Genomic DNA, 20,832 nt, shown 5'->3' on the forward strand with positions numbered 1-20,832 from the left:
AACATAAACAGTTGTAATCTTATCTTATCGAGTTAACTCCTGTTATTTAAGGATACTTTTGCAATCCAATCAGATGTATTATGAATAAAATATTGTTTCTAGGTCTTTTAATAACTTTTGGTTCTTGCACGAATGCTACAATTCCCAAAACTATTATACCGAATCGTCCGGATCCACATAGTTTTTCTCAACCTGAAATAGCTAAAACAACACATTTGGAATTGGATGTCGTGTGTGATTTTGAAAAAAAACAAATCATTGGAACTGCTACTTACACGATAGAGCGAACAACCGGAGAAGAAATTATATTGGATCTAAATGGTCCTGTCATTGAATCCATTTCTCTAGATTCTGAATCTGGCAAAAAAGAAAATGCTGAATTTTCTATCGGACCATTAGACAGCATACTCGGTTATCCATTAATCATAAAATTAAAACAGGATACACGTAAGATAATCATAAATTATCACACAACTGATGCGGCAAAAGCTTTACAATGGATGACTCCTTCAATGACTTTTTCAAAAAAATTTCCTTTTTTGTTTACTCAAAGTCAATCCATTTTCGCAAGAACCTGGTTGCCTTGTCAAGACAGTCCCGGCATAAGATTCACCTACAATGCTAAGGTAAAAGTTCCAGAGGGAATGATGGCTGCCATGAGTGCAACCAATCCCCAAGCATTAAATCCTCAAGGTCAATATACCTTCGATATGGATCAGCATATACCAGCTTATTTAATGGCATTGGCTGTTGGTGATTTTTCTTTTCGTGCTATAGGCCCTCGCACAGGAGTCTATGCTGAATCGAATCTCTTGGAAAAAGCCGTGTGGGAATTTGAAGATCTAGAAAAAATGGTAAATGCTGCGGAACAATTATATGGAACCTATCCTTGGGGCAGATATGATGTCATTGTTTTGCCTTCCAGCTTTCCTTTTGGTGGCATGGAAAACCCAAAACTCACTTTCCTGACCCCATCCGTTATAGCAGGAGACAGATCATTAACTTCACTTCTAGCTCATGAACTAGCCCATTCCTGGTCAGGGAATTTGGTAACCAATGCCACTTGGGAGGATTTTTGGCTTAATGAGGGCTTCACCACTTATTTTGAAAGTAGGATTATGGAATCCTTGTATGGCAAAGAATATGCGGATATGCTGAGTTTACTGGGGTCGAATGATCTCAAAGTATCCATGACAGAATTTGGCGAAAACAATCCATTAACTCAATTGAAATTAGATTTAAAAAACCAAGACCCTGAAGATGCTTTATCCGATATAGCTTACGAAAAGGGAAAACGACTTCTAAGATATCTGGAAGAAAGGGTTGGCAGAGATCAGTGGGACTTATTTCTGAGAAGCTATTTTAAGGAATTTGCCTTTAAATCAAATACTACTGAACGATTCCAAAAATATCTACTTGAATATTTCAAGGAACTTAACCCTGGAATCCAAGACACTATAAACATCTGGTTGTACAAACCAGGATTAATTGATTTTATCCCTAGTTACACATCGAAAAAATTTGATGCTGTAGATCAACAATTGTCTGATTATTTAAAACACAAAACCTTGCAATCCTTACATACCAAGGATTGGTCGACCCATGAATGGATTCATTTTATCCATAGTCTTCCAATACAAGCACCCTTGGCTGAACCTTTGGAGCAAGCTTTTCAATTATCCAAGTCAGAAAACGCAGAAATCGCCTCCATATGGCTTATTTATCTTATTAAAAATAATTTTGGCAAGCAATATTTGGCAGCAATAGATGGTTTTTTGACAGGCGTCGGCCGAAGAAAATTTGTATTGCCCATATTTGAACAATTAATTGATTCGGGCCTTAAAGAAGAAGCTAAACAACTATTTAATCAGGTAAAAGATGGGTATCATCCCATTACATACAACTCTGTTAATGAATTACTTAGTGTAAAAAAATAGTAAAATCAATGTAGATGCCTATATTTGCGAAAAATTCAAAACATATAAATTTTATATACATGAAAAAATTAATTTTATTCTCATTTTTCCTTTGCCCATTTCTTTTCTTAAGCGCACAAGTTGATCAATCTCAGCCTAAGCGTTTCGATTTTGGTAAAATGTGGACTTTTGAGAATCCACCTAAAGAATGGTTCAAAGAAGCTTATAATTTCACTCCAGAAGACCAATGGTATGAAGATGTAAGAAAATCATCCTTGCGTTTTGCATCATGGTGTTCTGCATCCTTTGTTTCACCTAATGGTTTGATCATGACCAACCATCACTGCTCAAGAGACGTGGTTACGCCACTACAAAAAGAAGGTGAAAACTTTGATAAAAATGGATTTTACGCAACTACCCTGGCTGACGAACGAAAAGCTGAAGGACTATTTGTAGAGCAATTAATCCAAGTTGCCGACATTTCTGATCGAGTTATCAAGATGATGGATAAAGCAAAAGACGATAATGAAAGAAAGGTTTATCAAGATAGTGCCTTAGCACAAATCTCAAGAGAATATCAACAAAAAGAAAATTGGAAAGGATTGAGAACCCAAACCGTAACCTTCTATAGTGGAGGACGATTTAGTATTTATGGATACAAGAAATTCAGTGACATTCGTTTGGTGTTTATACCTGAAACTGATCTAGGTTTCTTTGGTGGTGATCCTGACAATTTCACCTTCCCACGTTATACATTGGACTGTACATTTTGGAGAGCTTATGATGAAAGTGGAAATCCACTAAATACTACAGCACATTATTTCAAATTTAATGGTGATGGCGTTGTAGAAGGTGAGCCTGTATTTGTAATTGGAAATCCTGGAAATACAGAAAGATACAGAACCAGCAAACAGTTGGAATATGATCGGGATTTCAGATATCCAATGCAATTATCATTGTTAAATAACCGATATAGCATACTTGAAAAGGAATACAATAAAAAACCAAATGTAGACCTCCAAAATGATATGTTCGGATTAGCCAATAGCATGAAAGCTTTTGGTGGTATCTTGGGTGGATTAAAAAATCCTTCACTCATGGCTCGTAAAAAAAATATGGAAGATGAAATTCGCAAGAAAACAAAATTAAAAGGTGAGGACTATTGGGTAGAATTGGAAAAAGCTGTAGATGGACTGAAAAAATATTCAGCGACAGTAACGTTTGCAGGTCCCGGAGGTATAAAGGGCAATGCAGTCAATCTAATGCATACTTTATTAAAATATGAAAAAACACTCAGCATGCCAGATAATGGTCCGGCACTAGAAAAACTTCGAACTGACATTAAGAATTTATGTAAAGATTTGAATTCTGAAAAAGAAAAAGAATATTTAGCTACCTATCTGAGTGAATTAAAACAATATGAACATGCTGATATTAAATTTATTGATAAAATATTAGATGGAAAAACTCCAGAAGCCCGAGCAGCTAAGATGTTAGATAAAACTGATTTTGCAGATGCTAAGGATTTGGAAGAAATACTATCAAAAGATGCTAAGAAATTTGGTAAATTCGATGACCCATTACTAGATGCAGCACGAATTATCGTTCCAAAATATAATGAGGCTGTTACTGCCTTTCAATCTTCAACACCAAGACGCAGAGCACTAGAATCAAGAATAGCCAATTCCGTTTTTGCAGTAAAAGGAAATAATCTACCTCCTGATGCAACATTTACTTTACGCTTAGCTGATGGCGTTGTGAAACCTTACAACTATAATGGTACTACTTCACCATATAAAACTACCTTTTACGGATTGTATGACCGCTATTATTCTTACAATGAAAAATATCCTTGGGGATTACCTTCAAAATGGCAAAATCCTCCAACAGAATTACTTAAAGCACCATTAAACTTTGTTGCTACTAACGACATCATTGGAGGAAATTCAGGTAGCCCAATTGTCAACCGAAATAAGGAAGCCGTAGGTTTAATTTTTGATGGTAATATTGAATCTTTGCCTGGAAATTTTATTTATGATGATGTATCTAATAGATCCGTTTGTGTTCACGCCGGTGGAATTCTTGCAGCATTAAAATATATCTATCGGGCTGACAGACTACATATGGAATTATCAGGAAAATAAATTAATAAAAATAAATAATGGAAAATAAAATAATTTTATTCATTGCTATTGTATGTCTTTCTATAGCGTGCAATATTGGAACCACATCTATAAAGGGAATTACAAACTTGGCCACTAAAGCTGATTGCAAAGGCCCATGTGGAAAGGTTATGCCCTGTGAAGGCAAACCCATGTCATTAGAAGTTGAAATTGGAAATGGCAACATTATGCACTCAGGAAATACTTTATTTGTAAGGGATCCGGACAATTATGATTATACCATTAAAATAGAATTCAGTGAATCTGTACCTCCTGAGAAATATATTAATGCAAAAGATGCTGAGAATAAAAAATTTAAGGTCACGGGCATTGTTGAAGGTTATGACGTTTTTGTTCATGAAACTTGTATGAGATCATATATCTTTAAAGTTTCAGATCCGAAGAACTTTGAAATTATGGACAAATAATTTTTTCAAACTTCTGTTAAAGAAAAAGCCCTAATTGCAAAATTCAATTAGGGCTTTTTTATTAAATTAAAATGCCAAATCAAATAATTAGATACTTAACGAGAACATTTAACATAAGAAATCATTCGTCAATTATGCCATAATGGGTTTCCCTTTTAGTCGTTTTAATATTAAAAAACTTTCTTCTACTAATCTTAATAAAACGACTATATCCGGTAATGGGCTGGTTCAAAGTCAACCCAAATTCATGTAATATGTCGTCTATATCTTCACTATGAGCAACGACTAATATATTAGAACCAAGTTGACTCTTTAAGCTTGAAACAAGGGCAGGCAAGTTGTCTTTCCGATAAATTATCAATGGAATAGCATTTAAATCCATTGTTGGTTGTGCAGTTTCACGAGTGCGATTACTATCTGTTGAAAACACTTTGGAAATACCTTTATTGCTTAAAGTATCAGCAAGTGTTTTTGCTCTTTTTTTTCCAGCTTCAGAAAGATGTGGATTGGGCACTCCCAATATTTTGTCTGCATGTCTAACCAAATAAATATTGGAACTACAACTTATATTTGTCATTACTATAACTACAGCAAACAAATAAATGGATTTACAATTTTGAATCACGATACGCATAAATTAAAAAAATGAATTATTGAATGGATGCAAATCTAAGACGCTATCATTGATCCATCTAAGGGGAAAAACCCTATACTTTATAAATATTTACACCCTAATATATCAATAGAATAATTAACTAAACTTGAATATTCATCTGCATTTGATAAAGATCAAATCCTTTAGCCCAATAGTCTTTGGTGATAAATTCAAGTTGAAATCCTAATTGTTGATAAAATGGATAAACCATTTGACTTGTACGTACAATAACAAACTTTATTTTCGATATCTTTTTGATTTCATTGATTCTATATAAAACTAACTGCTTTCCAATTCCTCTGTTTTGATGTGCTGGATGAATGATATCCCAGGAGATCCTGGCCACACCTTCATCTAAAAAATAATTGATCCCTCCGGAGCCAATAATTATTCCATGATCTTCATACACATAATAGTGTTCAGCATGTTCATTCAGATAATCCATAAATTCAACGATTTCACTTTCAGCAAAATATTGGGGCACATTACTCTTCATATTTTGTATTAGGACATCTCTATCTGAATGCTTCGATAAACGGATCATAAATGATTTCTTTTTGCGATGATTATTAGGTGCGTAGACCATACATCTTCTTTTATCATATATGGCTTACTAACCACGTCCAATATTTCAAAGTGATGTTCCATCAAACTTGAAGTCAAAAAATGTTCATCATAATAATTAATATAAATTGGATCCTCACCTTTACTATTGGTCTCATATCCTGAAAGACTTTCATCCCCTTCTATGGCACTTAAATAGAGGATTCCATCTACGTTTAATAATGCTCTACTATCCTTAATCAATTTCAAACAATCTTGTTTTGAAAGATATGGCAAACAAAAACCGCAAATAATACCATCGTATTTAGAATTCAAAGTATCTATAGCTCTACAATCCATAAGTTGAAAATGAGCAGTAGGATTGTTAATATTAGCTAACGCTAACATATTGGGAGCCATATCAATGGCCTCTACTATAAAATCAGGTCTTTTGGTCAATATGTATTTAGTTATATTCCCTGGTCCACAAGCTATTTCAAAAATAGGAGCATTTTGTTTTTTAATATACTGACAAAATAAATCATAAGTATCATCATACAAGTTTAAGTCCATAAACTTGTCTTGATAAAGTTGAGCCACTTTGTTATACATGTTAAATGTAGACTGATATCTATCCATAAGTTATTCCATAAAAAATAAAAAAAACAAATTATAAAATGTCAATATTTCATGTTCCTTATTAAAATATACCATTAGATAAAAAATTGCTTTAATATTAATGCTCAAAAAAAAAATCGAATGCTCAATTAGAATTATTCATGTGCTGAATGTTCCATAATTTTAAACAAATGAAGCAGATATGGAAATAATGCATCCATACTTTCCTGTGCACCGCGTGTAGATCCAGGTAAGGCTAAAATCAAAGTATTCCCCTTCAATCCACCAAGACTTCTAGATAACATCGCGTAAGGCATTTGTTCTTGTCCATAATTTCGAGCTGCTTCACCGATACCCGGAATTTCCCGATCCAATAAGGGTCTGATGGCTTCAGGCGTCACATCCCTGTCAGACAATCCAGTTCCACCGGTTAAAATAATCATATCAACTTTTGACCTATAATGTTCTAATACTTTTTCCTGAATGGTATCTATTTCATCAGGGATGATACTGTAATCGTCTACCGACACTTTAAATTTTTCAAGTTTATTTATAATCGCCTTTCCTGCACCATCCTTTTTCTTTCCTTCCGAAATACTATCAGAACAAACGATCACTGCAGCTTTAATAACACGATTCAACTGATCGACATATTGTGATTTACCACCCTTTTTACTTAATAACTTGATAGCATGTATTTCGATGTCTTTATCAATAGGTTTCAGCATATCATAAATGGTCAAAGCAACAATCGAAGCACCATGCATAGCTTCGACCTCAACACCAGTTTTATATATAGTCCTAACTTCTACTTCGATTATAATATTCAATCCTTCTATTCTGTGTTGAACAGAAGTAAACTCAATAGGTAAAGGATGACAATCCGGTATCAAATCACTGGTTCTTTTAACCCCAAATAAGCCTGCAATTCTGCTTGCCTCAAACACATCGCCTTTGGGTACTGATTTATTTAAAATAGCTTCAATTGTTTCTTGCCTGCCAACTTTCACTATAGCTTGCGCAACAGCGGTTCTATGTGTTTTAATTTTGTTTGTTATATCAACCATGTAATTTCTATTTAAATAATGTTTATAATATTCATACTTCTATTAAATATTTTCCTTCCATACGTAACTTTCATCTTCAAAGATCTCTTTGCCCCATATAGGAACCTCTCGTTTTATTCTCTCAACAATATAGGTACACGCATCTATTGCATCCTTTCGATGTCTGGAAGATGTAAAAACAAATAAACAAATTTCCCCAGTTTCTACCCTACCTAAGCTGTGATAGATATGCAAACATGTCAGAGAATATTTAGAAAACGCGGATTCCCTAATTTCGTATAATTTTTCTTCCGCCATTTCAGAATATGCAGAATACGATATCGCTTTAACTAACTTATCATCAATCAAATCTTGTCGAACTTGTCCAAGAAACAAACTATGAGCTCCAATATTCGTATTTGAACTATGTTTAGCTATTGAATCACCAACAAAATGCGGCGATATAGGACCTTCTATAAAAACTTTTTTTATTTTATGTTCACTCATAAGAGATTTAATTTATCATTATTTTTGAAAGCATGAATACCACCCTGTAAACTATAAATATTTTGATCCAAAAACAAGATCTTAAGCTTTTTTACTGCGGCTAAACTTCTAACTCCCGATTGACAAACAACAACAATCGTATGCTTCGTAGAAATCATATGCAAGTCTTCTTCCCATCTACTTAATGGAATTCGAATTACTGGAAATTCAAGCTCGACCGGTTGCTCATACATTTCTCTGACATCTAGAATGGTGAGTACTTCATTTAACCGCATTTGATTAAATTCAGTACTATTAATTTCTAATGATGGTTCATGTGTAGAACAAAACCACTCGTAATTATAGGCTTGAAATTCAATCCTATCTTTTGGCATTAGATGTGAATGGCCATTATTCTCCGTAATTTGGAATTCATAAAATTCATTTTTTAAGACATCATAAGTAAGTATTTTGTTACTTAAAGGATTTCCTATATTCGTCAAAATTTTAATCGCTTCTGCTGCTTGCATCGTTCCAATAATACCAGGAACAACGCCTAAAACTCCCAAGTCATTGCATGAAATATGAGATTGCGAAGCAGGTGGAACAGGAAATAAATCACGATAATTAGATTTAGTCCCCGTTGACAAATTCGCAACATTAAAAACACCAATCTGTCCTTCAAAACGCAATACAGCACCATAAACCAAATGTTTATTCAATAACACACAAGCATCATTAACCAAATACCGTGTCGTAAAATCATCAGATCCATCAATTACAATATCATATTCAACTATGATATCAAGTGCATTTTGATTTGTAATTTTAAAAGAGTAAACATGAACTTGAATTTCAGGATTCATAGCCTTTATTTTTGTTGCTGCAGTCTCTGCTTTAGGTTTTCCTATGTCTTCCATATTAAATAAAATCTGCCGTTGCAAATTTGACAGTTCTACACGATCAAAATCCACAATACCAATTGTACCAACACCCGCAGAGGCTAGGTACTGTAGGGCGGGACAACCTAGACCACCAGCACCGATAACCAGAACTTTCGCACGATTTAATTTATCCTGTGCAGTTTGGCCAAATTCCTTTAGCCTTATCTGTCGATCATAACGATTATTGTTTTTTAAAAGACTCATAATTATATATTAACCACCAGAAAAGGGAGGAAGGATCGCTACTGTATCATCATGACTCAATGTGGTATTTTGATGAATCACTTTTTTGTTTACCGCCATTGCATATTTAGTATATAACAAACCAGGAAAATCATGTGTCAATTTTAATTCAAGTTGATCTGTATTGTCCACTCCTGAAATGGTCCATGATGATGTTCCTATGATATCAACGATCTGTCCAAAAGCAAGTATATTTATTTTCACACTTAAGTATTTATTAAAATATTTATAAACTATAATTCATAATCAAAGTAAATTATGTAAAAAGTAATTTTATGGCTGCAATGATTAAGACCATTGATAAAATAATTTTCAATTTACTAAAATGCAATTTTGATGCACCCATATATGAGCCCAATAAACCACCTGTTGCAGAAATCATCACCATGAGGAACAAAGATTCGTTCATGATCAATCCATTGAATGAAAGACCTATCAAACCTGAAATACTATTCACGAAAATAAACAGGGATGAGATGGCTGCCGTTTGTTTCATATCCGCCCAATGCAACATTAATAGCAGAGGGCTTAAAATAATTCCGCCGCCAATTCCAATCATCCCTGAAAAAATTCCAACTAACAATCCAATTATTAATGACCAGAGAATACTATGTTTAATCTTTGGTGTTTTCAGCATGTCAGTTATATCCAATAATTTAATCACCGAAAAAATCAATAGAATCGCCAAAATTTTTTTATAAATACCATCATCCACATGAATCATTCCACCAATAAATGCTGCCGGAATAGAAGTTATCGCAAACGGCCAGAATAGATCCCATTTAAAATATCCTTTATGACTATATTGGACAAAAGCAATTCCTGACACCAAAACATTTAATATCAAAGCTGTAGAACGCATCGTGTCCGGAACAAAAGAAAATAATGCCATTAATGCAAGATAACCACTCGCGCCTCCATGGCCTACAGATGCATAGAGAAATGCGACGATCAGTAATAATCCATAAAATAATAAATCAAGGTGCATCATTCCCTTCCGTACATTTTATTCATTTCTAATTTAAATTGCTCGAATGCTTTATTTAATTTATCATATACTACAATTAATTTTTCACCTTCTTTCGTTACATAACTTCCACCACCATTTGTCCCACCTATATTCTTTTTCACAATGGGTTTGGCAGCATTTCTATTCATTTCATTAACCATTTCCCAAGCATGACGGTAGGACATATTCATTTCTTGCGCAGCCAATTTTATTGAACCATGATCTCTAATGGCTTCTATTAATGCTTTTCTACCGGGACCTATCAAATGTCCTTTGCGATTCTCTATCCATATTTGTCCTTTAATTTTGACAACAGCCATGATGTAAACTTTATATGATCATTAAAACACGAACGTTTTCACCTTGATTAACAAATTCTTTATCTTCTTCTAACTCGATCAGACAATCAGCAATTGCAAATGAATTGAGTAAGTAACTTTCTTGTTGATTCAAAATAGTAACTTCATGATTACTTGTTTTCCCTTTTAGAAAATAAGTAAGTCCGGACTTTTTTACAAAATCCGTGGAAAGGGGCAATAACAATGATTTAAAATATTCTTTTTTTGTAAACCGACTTATTGCAGGAGCAATATATTCATAAAAACAGGTCATCACTGCAGCCGGATTTCCAGGTAAAGCAAAAATAAGTGTTTGTTGATAGGCTCCAAAATAAAATGGTTTTCCAGGTTTCTGTTTTACTGTGTGGAATATTTTGTTAACACCACAATTCGCCAATGATTTAGGAACCAAATCATAATCCCCGACGGACACGCCACCTGTAAGTATTAATAGATCAACATTTAGATTGGATTTTATGGATTGGACTAACTCTTCCTCAACATCATCTACAACCTCAACTGTTTCAGGGTTTATACCTAATAGTTGGAGTGCTGCCGTTAAACCAATAGCATTGGATTCAAAAATTTTACCTGATTCTAAAACCTCACTGACTGTACTCAATTCTTTACCTGTCACTAGAATCGAAACTGTAGGTTTAAATACTTTTACATCGCGTATTCCAATGCCGGCCAGGTATGATATTCCTACAGGAGTTAAAAGCTGTCCCTTGTTTAATGCTATTTCACCTTTCATGGTTTGAGATCCTTGCAACCGCACATTATTGCCCTTCATCAAACCTGGGGATTGAATCAAAATATGAGATCCCTGGATCATTACTTTTTCTTGCATGACAACGGTATCAGCACCTGTAGGCATGGCTGCTCCAGTAAAAATCCTAAGTGCTTCGTTAGCCTTCAAAATTTTATTTGAAATTTGGCCTGCTTGTATTTCTCCGATGACCATCAAAGGAGATACTCCATCCCACAACTCAAAAACAAATGCATATCCATCCATAGCGGATTGATGAAATGGTGGCGTATCGATTGTTGCCAATACCGATTCAGCCAAAACACTTCCACAAGTTTGAATGAGCGGCAAGGTTTGAATCCGATCTGAATTACAAAGATCGAGAATTAAATTTTTTGCCTCATTTACAGAAATCATCTACCATAATTTAAACCGATATGCCATAAAAGGAATAACGGCATTCAAAAAAAACTAACCGCCTATATTTATCATACTTCTATTTGTAATATTCAAAACTTCAATCTGATGATAATCACCCCCAAATTGCCCCCCCAAAGCTTCAGCTTTATCCTTAACACATTGTTGCATTAGGGCTCCAATATCCTCACCACTTCTTAAAGCACCTAACACATCAACTTCACCTTTAGAAAACAAACAATTCTTCATCTTTCCATCTGCAGTAAGTCTCAATCTATTGCAAGTGCCGCAAAAAGGTTCGGTCATCGTACTGATAACTGCAAAAGTTCCCTGATGACCATAGGGTTTGAATTTTTTTGCAGTATCATGCGTGCCATCTTTCAACTTAATAAAACTATATTGAGATTCGATGACATTCAATATTTCCTGATAACTAAACACCTTATGTCTATCCCATTGATTCCCATCGAAAGGCATAAATTCAATAAATCTTACATGTACTGCTTGTCTCTTGGTCCATTCTATAAAATCCAATATTTCTGAATCATTAATACCTCGCATGATTACGGCATTAATTTTCACATGAAACCCTTCATCAACAAGTACTTGAATATTATTCCAGACTTTTTCGAATTGATGTCTTCTTGTAATTTCAAAAAACTTTTGCGGATTTAAGGTATCCAGACTAACATTAATGGAATGAATCCCCGCATTTTTAAATTCATCAATAAACTCATCCACCTTTGTACCATTAGTAGTCAGCGTCAACTCCACAGGCAATTTAGAAAGTGCTCTAATGATATCTTTTGCATCCCGTCTTACCAACGGTTCACCTCCAGTAAGTCTTATTTTATTAACGCCCAATTGAACAAATTCCTTAGCTATATGTACTATTTCATCCAATTGCATTAAATGAGCAGGATCCATAAAATGTGCATTTTCGTCAGGTATACAATATTGACATCTAAAATTACACACATCGGTTAGGGATATCCTTAAATAATCATGTATTCTACCAAAATTATCCTGAAGCACCATTAATGTATTGTCTTTGATCTTAATATCCATATCTGGAAGAGATGAAATCTATCAACCTAATGCAAATATATAGCTTCCCCATCACAAATTATACAGTAGTTATTATGACGAACAGGATAAACAAATTGGACCCATTCAAAACTTTAAATCGTTGAATGCTGAAATTATTGTGAAATAATTACAAATACAAAAAAATTAAATGCTTACTTTTGCGATCAACATATTCATCTATTCATTAATAAAAAAAATTTAAATGAAATCATTAATTCTTTTTGCTGTTTTAGCAGTATCCTTTGGATCTACAGCATTTACCACAACAGAAAATCCCATTAAAAACAGAAACACTACAACAAATTGCCATAATCTGGATTTTACTTTAATCAATGAAACAGGTTATAATATCTCAAGTATTTTTGTTTCACCTACTACAGAGAATGAATGGGGAGAAGACATCATGGGTAGAGATTTACTAAATGATGGCGAAAGTGTAGATATATCTTTCCATCCAGGTGAAAATGACAAAAAATGGGATATTTATGTAACCTGGGAAGGTTATGAAGCTGATGAAGATGTGCATTGGATAGGATTCGATCTTAGCACCATTAGTGAAATTACACTTTTTTATGAAGCAAAAACGGGTAAGACTTGGGCTGTAATCAAATAATCTAAGATTACAACTAAGGCGACCAAAATATTATTTTTAATAAAATCATAATCCCGAGTAATGAATTCATTATTCGGGATTTTTTTATTTAAATGTATAATGATTGTGAATCTTATAAAAACATAAAGTATATTTCACAAGTCAAACTTGAAGCCAAAATATCTAAAGCTAATAACTTAATCAATGTGATTAAAGGTAAATTTCGAGGATAAATATTATACAGAAATATAAAGATTGTCATTTAAATATTCGAAATTCGTAAAAATCAAATGTTGGAACTTTTATTTTATACCACATCAAGTTCAAAAATCGTTATTTCCGGCCTAACATTAAATCTAACTTGCCATAAATGCCCCAGAGCTCTGTTAATATAAAGTGTTCTATTACCTGATAATTCGATCTTACCTGCCGAATACTTTTTATTTTTTACAGGTAACATCGGTGGTGCTAAAAAAGGTGGCTTGCATTGTCCACCATGAGTATGTCCTGATAAAATCCATCCTTGATAATTATTCCACACATCCAAATCGCAAACATCCGGGTTATGACAAAGTAATACATAGGGTTTACTACTATCATATTCTTTCATCACCATTTCAGGTGCAAAATGAGGTCCCCAAAAATCATCGAAACCAATAATGTTAAGCCCTGAAATCTCAATTTGCTCATTCCGTAATAAGACAATATCATGCTTATTTAATAGGTAGGAAACCTGATCAGCTACTTCTACCTGGGACCAATTTTTACCATAATCATGATTTCCCAAAATTGCAATAGTCCCCATAGTTCCTTTAACACTATGATTAAGAACTTCATCCAATTTACTGTTATGGATTTGCATTATATCAGCACTTACAAAATCTCCTGTATAAACCACAATATCAGGATTGAATACTTTGGCTTTTTCAAATGAATCCATGATAAAATGATAATCAAATCGAGATCCTACATGTATATCACTTATTTGCATGATGGTTTTACCTACAAGATCATTCGGCAAATTCTTGATTGGCATCTTCATTTTTACAAATTCCAACCAAAAGGGTTCGATTTGCCATGAATAAATTCCCCCAAACAATCCCAATCCACTCACTCCCAATATACTGTTTTTAAGAAATGTTCGTCGTTGCATAAAATGTAAATCTCCAAATTTAAATTATTACAAACTTAATAATAGATGGTAAATTAACGAACGAACATTAAGTAAATTGTTCATTGCATTATTTGATTTATGCTTATTTATTTCAAATTAAAAAATGAACTTCTGCCTTAAAGTTGACACAACTGAAAAAATCTATTGAATACATAAAAAGAATGAAATTAGGTTAATTCTAAAAACATGATTTAAACAAGACCACATTTTTCAAATACATATAAGTAACACTATCATTTACATAAATTAAAAATTCATATTTCTTTTAATATGAATTTCTCCAACGCTCCTTCTTATAATCATTTTTCAAAAAAAATGTTGCCCTTTTATTCTTACATCATGGATTGAAATTTTTAATTTCAATTCAAAACAATAAACTGCAAAACTTCTTTACCGACCTTTAAGAAATAGAGTCCAGGCAAATACTGATCTATTAAAATCCGTGAGTTATACTCAGAAATTAGCAATCGAATACCCACAGAATTATATATTTCAATTTGTTTAGGTATGTCTATCGCCTCAATAGTAATATAGGTCTTAGCAGGGTTTGGAAATATTTTGATACTTCTAGTATGCTGTTCATCTAATACATCATGATCCGCCGTTGCAATATTAAATTCTATTGCACCAATGGAACGGGATGTGGGAGAAAATGTTTTTCCATAAAAATCATATTTGGGCTCGTTGACCATTTTACCATTCCCTATTGCAGGACTACCGTTAACTAGATTATAATTATTGTTCTTTCCATCTTGAAAAATAACTGTATTATTACCAAATAGTGTTGGATTTTTATCTTTGATCGGATCTAAATCCGGAGTATCCCAATAGGGTCCATTGAACACCGGATTTATTATACTGCAATATATATTGTTACTAAAACTTGCAGCACCAGCCAGTTGTTTTCCACCATTAAAGTACGCTGAACTTCCAAAAGCAAAAATATTGTTCTCAACTTTATTCCCAGTCAATGAAGGATACAAAATACTTGTGGTTAAAAATCTCATGGTAGCTTGTCCACAATTATAAAAGGTATTATTGACAACATTGCAGTTGACTGCAGAACTCAATGCAAGTCCGCGGTAACCTCCTACGACAATATTAGAATAGAAATTAAGATTTTTAACTTCATAATTTTCATTGGGACAATAAAATTGCGCACCTGTATCACCGCCAAGTTCAAATGCAACCCAACTGGCCTGAGAAGCATTTATAAAAAAATTGCGCTCCATGGTTATATCAGATGCCCCTCCTTTGATATGACCTCCAGTTAGGCAATTTTCAATACGATTTTCAATGATACTTCCGGCATGACATACATTATAATCCATCGCGCTTGTTGCTGGAAAATCTTTAAAAATATTATTGGAAACCTCAAAACTATCCACCCCACCAAATTTAAATGCAGCGATCGCATTGGGATCAGAAACGTTTGAAAATATACAATTACGAACAACAATATGCTTGGATTGTGTCAAACAACTTCCACCATTATCTACACTGAATAATCTACCTGGGTTTTTGGAATTGCCTTTGAAATTTAAATATTCAAATCGCAGATAGGAACAACTTGCAAATTGCCAGGTTCCAGATATATCAATTTGATCCGTTCCAAACGGACGAATGGTGATCCATTTATTCTGGGCTCCTTGCAAATTGGTAATGTATTGGTATCCTGAATAAGAACCAGCGTGTAAAAAAACGGTGTCGCCCGGTTTAATTGCATTTGATTTGAATGCGGCTTCTATATTGGTATAAGCTTGCCCCGGCCCTAGGTGAACCTGAGCATTAATGACCCACATATTAGCAAAATAGAAAAAACATGCAATAATTTTATTCATTTTAATTAGATGTTATTGATTTTAGAATATGCTTTGTAAATTTCTTTAAATTTGATCATTATATTGTATCCATTTTTTTCTACAAATAAGTTTCATAAATAATTGCATAAATATAAAATTACTTAACACCAGTAATTTTTGTTTTTTTGTCAGACCCATTCACAATAGTACAAAAAATTGAGCTTTAGAAAACAACATTTATTTCATATACCATAAAATTACAAATTAATCTTATAAAAAAATTAAATGCCTACGAAAATGACTTCACTTCTTACCATGAAACTTTTTTTGTTGTGATCTCTCGTCTTTGATTATCTTCATCCCAAATTTTAAATACTTATGAAATATATTGTTTTATTACTGGCACTTCTTTCTATAACTTTATTTGCTCAGGATAAAAAGAAGTGGGATGTAAATAACCCAAAAGGACCCTATAAAGAATTTTCATTTACCGTTGATGAAGGAACATGGATGAATCTGGACGTATCACCTGATGGAAAGGAAATTGTCTTTGATTTATTAGGTGACATATATACCATGCCGATTGAAGGAGGCGCAACTAAGTGCTTGAGAAGTGGATTGGCCCTAGAAGTCCAACCGAGGTACAGCCCGGATGGCAAAAAAATATCTTTTACCTCTGATGCAGGTGGAGGTGACAATATTTGGGTAATGGATAAGGATGGGAGTCATGCCAAACAAATCACTAAAGAGAATTTCAGACTACTCAATAACGCCGTTTGGACCCCTGGTGGAGATTACCTGATTGCCCGCAAACATTTTACTTCACATCGTTCTTTAGGAGCTGGTGAACTCTGGATTTATCATTTATCAGGTGGCGAAGGATTACAGTTGACTCCAAGAAAAAATGATCAACAGGATTTGAATGAACCTTCATGCAGTTCTGATGGAAGATATATTTACTATAGTGAGGACATGTATCCCGGAGGATTTTTTCAGTATAATAAAGACCCCAATAATCAGATTTTCGTGATCAAAAGATATGATCGAGACAAAGGTATATCCGAACAAGTAACCGGCGGTCCTGGTGGTGCATTTCGCCCTCAAATTTCACATGATGGCAAGACCCTGGCTTTTATCAAAAGAGTTCGAGCTAAAACGGTTTTATACCTACGCAATTTGGAAACTGGAGAGGAATGGCCGCTCTATGATCAATTGAGCAAAGACCTTGCAGAAGCATGGACGACTTTTGGTGTATACACCGGATTTTCATGGATGCCGGATGATAAAAATATTGTGATCTGGAGTAAAGGAAAAATTATTAAATTGGATGCCCTCCAAGTTAATCAATCAACGAACATTCCTTTTCAGTGTCTTGTAAAAAATAAAATAGCAGATGCATTGCGATTTAAGCAGAATATGAATCAAGATACTTTTTCTCCTAAGGTAATTAGACAAGCGACAACTTCACCCAATGGAGAATATCTCGTTTTTAATGCTGTAGGATATTTATGGAAAAAGAAACTACCCAATGGAAAACCCATCCGATTATCTAAGGGCAATGATTTTGAATTTGATCCATCTTTTTCTTTTGATGGAAAAAATCTAATATATGTTACCTGGAATGATACCAGTTTAGGACGTATTTGCAAACTCGATTTTAGTATTCCAGATTCAGAACCAGAAATACTATCAAAAGATAAAGGTATATATAGAAATCCTTCATATGCTCCGGATGGCAATTCTATAGTCTATGTAAAAGAAGAAGGTAATGAAATATTAGGCTTCAATCATACTGTAAATCCAGGCATCTACACCATGACTGCTACAGGCACAAATGTCAAGTTAGTCATAGATCATGGCTCAGCTCCATTTTTTAATCACAAAGGAGATCGAATTTATTTTCAGACTGAAAATTCACTGAGTAGTTGCAAAACTGATGGTCAAAATGAACTCCTGATTTTCAAAAGTACCTATGGCAGTCAGTTTCGTGTATCGCCGGATGGCAAGTGGGTAGGATTTGTTGATTTGCATCAAGTTTATTTGGCCGCATTTCCATCTATTGGAAAAACCATAGACATGACCGCTGAATCAGGTTCTGTCCCTGTAAAAAAAGTTTCAAAAGATGCGGGTATAAATCTTCATTGGAGTTCAGATAGTAAAACCTTACATTATACTTTAGGTGATCAATATTATTCTATACCATTATCTGACAGATTTGAATTCGTTGCGAACAAACCGGATTCACTGTTTAAAGAACCTGAGAAAGGAATATCGATAAATCTTGTCGTGGACTCCGATCACCCCAAAGGTGTCATTGCATTTAAAAATGCGAGAATCATTACCATGAATGGTAATGAAATTATTGAAGATGGAACATTGATTGTGGAAGGAAATAAAATAAAAGCAATCGGAAGATCAACTGAAATAAAAATTCCTTCTGAGGCCAAGGAAATTGATTGTAAAGGAAAAACTATAACACCGGGATTTATTGATGCGCATGCACACGCCAATCATTTCCGTGCGGGCATCACACCTCAAAAGCACTGGCCATACTATGTCAACTTAGCTTATGGTGTAACAACGATACACGATCCATCAGCAAACAGTGAAATAGTCTTTGCACAAAGTGAATTGGTCAAGGCGGGCAGAATGACAGGCCCACGGATATTTTCTACAGGCACCATATTATATGGCGCAGATGGCGATTTTAAAGCCGTTATCAATTCACTGGATGATGCAAGAAGTGCATTGCGCAGAACTAGCGCATATGGTGCTTTCAGCGTAAAAAGTTACAACCAACCAAGACGGGAACAAAATCAGATGATCATCCAAGCAGCCCGTGAACAAAATATTGAAGTAGTACCTGAAGGTGGTTCCTTTTTTTATCATAATCTGGGAATGATATTCGATGGACATACTACGATCGAACATAATCTACCCGTTGCTACCTTGTATAATGATGTCATCCAATTATTTGCTAAATCTAAAACTGCATTAACGCCAACTTTAATCGTTTGTTATGGAGCACCAAATGGTGAATACTATTGGTATCAACATACAAATGTATGGGAAAAAGAAAAATTATTGCGTTTTACACCACGCGCAATTATAGATACAAGAAGTCGATTTCGCACAATGGTCCCTGAAGAAGAATATGAAAACGGCCACATTTTGGTTTCAAAAAGTCTGAAAAAACTTAATGATGCCGGAGTACTCATCAACATGGGAGCTCATGGTCAAATTCAAGGAATCGGCGCGCAATGGGAAATATGGATGATGCAACAAGGAGGCATGACGCCGTTGGAGGCTTTGAAAACCGCAACCATTAATCCTGCAATGAGTCTAGGTTTTGATGATTATGTAGGATCACTTAAAGTGGGGAAACTAGCAGATCTACTGGTCATGGATAAAAATCCATTGGAAGATATTCACAACACAGAATCGATTCGTTATACCATGATCAATGGACGTCTTTTTGATACTGAAACAATGAATGAAATGGGTAATAACCAACAAACCCGTGGACGATTTTTCTGGGAATTAAACAAAAGCGCAGAAACATTTCGATACCATGAAGGAAGTAATAGTTTAGAACTTGGACATGATGAAGATTGATGGTTAAACTCTAATTGTGAAATCGGTTATTTTAGGTACCAAGTTCAATTTGCAATAGAAATTCAAAATGGAGTTAATTTAATTTGGACTAAATCATGCATGAACTCTTCTTGCATTTTCATCAGGTGGAATTGTGCCATCCTGTAGTTCTGCATAGGCGTGGATAAATTCTGCACCATAAAAAACGATCATGGATGAATAAGAAACCCAAAGTAAGATTAGAATAATTGAACCGGCAGCTCCATATCCCGAGCCAGGGTCTGCTGTCCCAAAATAAATTTCTAAACTAAATTTTCCAATCTCAAACAATAATGCAGTAACGAATGAACCAATCCAGACATGCTTCCATTTTACTTTTGCATCTGGAAAAAACTTAAACATGAGTGCGAATAATAATGCAAGAATACTTAATGATAAAATAAAATTGACAATTTGCAAAATTATAAGTAAGGATTCTGAAAAACGCTGTGCAACCCAGTTGCCGAAAGCTAAAAGTATAGCTGAAAATACAAATGAAACAATTAAAATAAATGCAATGGATAGTATTAGCCCGAATGAGAATAAACGTGCTTTGAGCAAATGCAGAATGCCCGATTTAGTTTCATCAGCTTTTACGTTCCAAATATTATTTAATGATTTTTGAAATTGAACAAAAACGCCAGTTGCTCCAAGTAGAATTGTGAATACCCCAAGAATAGTTGACCAGACTGAAGTTTTTGATTCTATTCCTTTTATAATTATTTCTTGAATTTGTCTTCCTGTATCCACACCCATCGCAGAGGAGATTTGCCCGGTAATATTTTCAATTACCTTATCCTGGCCAAAGAAATATCCTGCAACAGTTATGATTACAACAAGCAACCCAGGTAGTGAAAAAATAGCGTAGTATGCAATGACTGCGCTTTCCTTAAATGGGTCCTTTGACCACCATTCCTTAGTGGCAGTTTTTACAATCTTGAAAATGGTTTTAACATTTATTTTCATTTCTTTTCCACATTCTTCTTATT

At 34.2% G+C, this 20,832-nt stretch carries 19 protein-coding genes; 5 read left to right on the forward strand and 14 right to left on the reverse strand.

Annotated elements, in window-relative coordinates; all coding sequences use genetic code 11:
* Positions 1-80 precede the first annotated feature (80 nt).
* Genes IPK88_18755 through IPK88_18765 form a run of 3 tightly spaced genes read left to right on the forward strand, consistent with a single transcriptional unit; the run spans position 81 to position 4,506 of the window.
* Positions 81-1,937, forward strand: coding sequence for a M1 family metallopeptidase (locus IPK88_18755; GenBank protein MBK8245474.1), 1,857 nt, complete (start codon positions 81-83; stop codon positions 1,935-1,937).
* A gap of 59 nt (positions 1,938-1,996) precedes the next feature.
* Positions 1,997-4,060, forward strand: a complete 2,064-nt coding sequence (locus IPK88_18760) for a S46 family peptidase (GenBank protein ID MBK8245475.1) — start codon at positions 1,997-1,999, stop codon at positions 4,058-4,060.
* A 17-nt stretch (positions 4,061-4,077) separates the two neighbouring features.
* Positions 4,078-4,506, forward strand: coding sequence for a hypothetical protein (locus tag IPK88_18765; GenBank protein ID MBK8245476.1), 429 nt, complete (start codon positions 4,078-4,080; stop codon positions 4,504-4,506).
* 121 nt (positions 4,507-4,627) lie between these two features.
* Here the strand turns inward: IPK88_18765 and IPK88_18770 are convergent, their stop codons facing one another.
* From IPK88_18770 to moaA, 11 genes are all read right to left on the reverse strand, one after another.
* On the reverse strand, positions 4,628-5,140 hold the full coding sequence (locus tag IPK88_18770; GenBank protein MBK8245477.1) for a histidine phosphatase family protein: 513 nt from the start codon (positions 5,138-5,140) through the stop codon (positions 4,628-4,630).
* A gap of 121 nt (positions 5,141-5,261) precedes the next feature.
* The gene (locus IPK88_18775) at positions 5,262-5,705 is read right to left on the reverse strand and encodes a GNAT family N-acetyltransferase (GenBank protein MBK8245478.1); all 444 of its coding nucleotides are present in this window, start codon (positions 5,703-5,705) and stop codon (positions 5,262-5,264) included.
* Complete coding sequence (locus tag IPK88_18780; GenBank protein MBK8245479.1) at positions 5,702-6,343, reverse strand: methyltransferase domain-containing protein; 642 nt, start codon at positions 6,341-6,343, stop codon at positions 5,702-5,704. The genes IPK88_18775 and IPK88_18780 overlap by 4 nt, the downstream gene beginning before the upstream one ends.
* 134 nt (positions 6,344-6,477) lie before the next feature.
* The gene (locus tag IPK88_18785) at positions 6,478-7,389 is read right to left on the reverse strand and encodes a bifunctional molybdenum cofactor biosynthesis protein MoaC/MoaB (GenBank protein MBK8245480.1); all 912 of its coding nucleotides are present in this window, start codon (positions 7,387-7,389) and stop codon (positions 6,478-6,480) included.
* Between the two features lie 42 nt (positions 7,390-7,431).
* A complete protein-coding gene (locus IPK88_18790) occupies positions 7,432-7,875 on the reverse strand; it encodes a molybdenum cofactor biosynthesis protein MoaE (GenBank protein ID MBK8245481.1) in 444 nt (147 codons plus the stop codon).
* Positions 7,872-9,002 (reverse strand): molybdopterin-synthase adenylyltransferase MoeB, encoded by a 1,131-nt coding sequence (gene moeB / locus IPK88_18795; protein MBK8245482.1) that lies wholly within the window; start codon positions 9,000-9,002, stop codon positions 7,872-7,874. Before moeB ends, IPK88_18790 begins: the two co-directional genes overlap by 4 nt.
* A 9-nt stretch (positions 9,003-9,011) precedes the next feature.
* Positions 9,012-9,245, reverse strand: a complete 234-nt coding sequence (locus tag IPK88_18800; protein ID MBK8245483.1) for a MoaD/ThiS family protein — start codon at positions 9,243-9,245, stop codon at positions 9,012-9,014.
* Positions 9,246-9,297: 52 nt separating this feature from the next.
* A complete protein-coding gene (locus IPK88_18805) occupies positions 9,298-10,029 on the reverse strand; it encodes a sulfite exporter TauE/SafE family protein (protein MBK8245484.1) in 732 nt (243 codons plus the stop codon).
* Positions 10,029-10,370 carry a LysR family transcriptional regulator gene (locus IPK88_18810; GenBank protein MBK8245485.1) on the reverse strand — a complete coding sequence of 114 codons (342 nt, stop codon included), beginning with the start codon at positions 10,368-10,370 and terminating at the stop codon, positions 10,029-10,031. The genes IPK88_18805 and IPK88_18810 overlap by 1 nt, the downstream gene beginning before the upstream one ends.
* A gap of 10 nt (positions 10,371-10,380) precedes the next feature.
* Positions 10,381-11,553, reverse strand: a complete 1,173-nt coding sequence (locus tag IPK88_18815; protein MBK8245486.1) for a molybdopterin molybdotransferase MoeA — start codon at positions 11,551-11,553, stop codon at positions 10,381-10,383.
* Positions 11,554-11,607: 54 nt separating this feature from the next.
* Complete coding sequence (gene moaA / locus IPK88_18820; GenBank protein MBK8245487.1) at positions 11,608-12,591, reverse strand: GTP 3',8-cyclase MoaA; 984 nt, start codon at positions 12,589-12,591, stop codon at positions 11,608-11,610.
* 253 nt (positions 12,592-12,844) lie between these two features.
* Between moaA and IPK88_18825 the strand changes: the two genes are divergently transcribed.
* Entirely contained in the window at positions 12,845-13,255 is a 411-nt protein-coding gene (locus IPK88_18825; protein ID MBK8245488.1) for a hypothetical protein, read from the forward strand.
* A gap of 286 nt (positions 13,256-13,541) precedes the next feature.
* Here the strand turns inward: IPK88_18825 and IPK88_18830 are convergent, their stop codons facing one another.
* Both IPK88_18830 and IPK88_18835 read right to left on the reverse strand, forming a co-directional pair.
* Entirely contained in the window at positions 13,542-14,387 is an 846-nt protein-coding gene (locus IPK88_18830) for a metallophosphoesterase (protein ID MBK8245489.1), read from the reverse strand.
* 380 nt (positions 14,388-14,767) lie between these two features.
* On the reverse strand, positions 14,768-16,249 hold the full coding sequence (locus IPK88_18835; protein MBK8245490.1) for a hypothetical protein: 1,482 nt from the start codon (positions 16,247-16,249) through the stop codon (positions 14,768-14,770).
* Between the two features lie 339 nt (positions 16,250-16,588).
* Here IPK88_18835 and IPK88_18840 point away from each other — a divergent pair, with 339 nt between their 5' ends.
* Complete coding sequence (locus IPK88_18840) at positions 16,589-19,825, forward strand: PD40 domain-containing protein (protein ID MBK8245491.1); 3,237 nt, start codon at positions 16,589-16,591, stop codon at positions 19,823-19,825.
* 93 nt (positions 19,826-19,918) lie between these two features.
* Here the strand turns inward: IPK88_18840 and IPK88_18845 are convergent, their stop codons facing one another.
* Positions 19,919-20,809 (reverse strand): YihY/virulence factor BrkB family protein, encoded by an 891-nt coding sequence (locus tag IPK88_18845; protein ID MBK8245492.1) that lies wholly within the window; start codon positions 20,807-20,809, stop codon positions 19,919-19,921.
* Positions 20,810-20,832: the final 23 nt, after the last annotated feature.

This window comes from Candidatus Defluviibacterium haderslevense, assembly GCA_016712225.1.
Taxonomy (GTDB): domain Bacteria; phylum Bacteroidota; class Bacteroidia; order Chitinophagales; family Saprospiraceae; genus Vicinibacter; species Vicinibacter haderslevensis.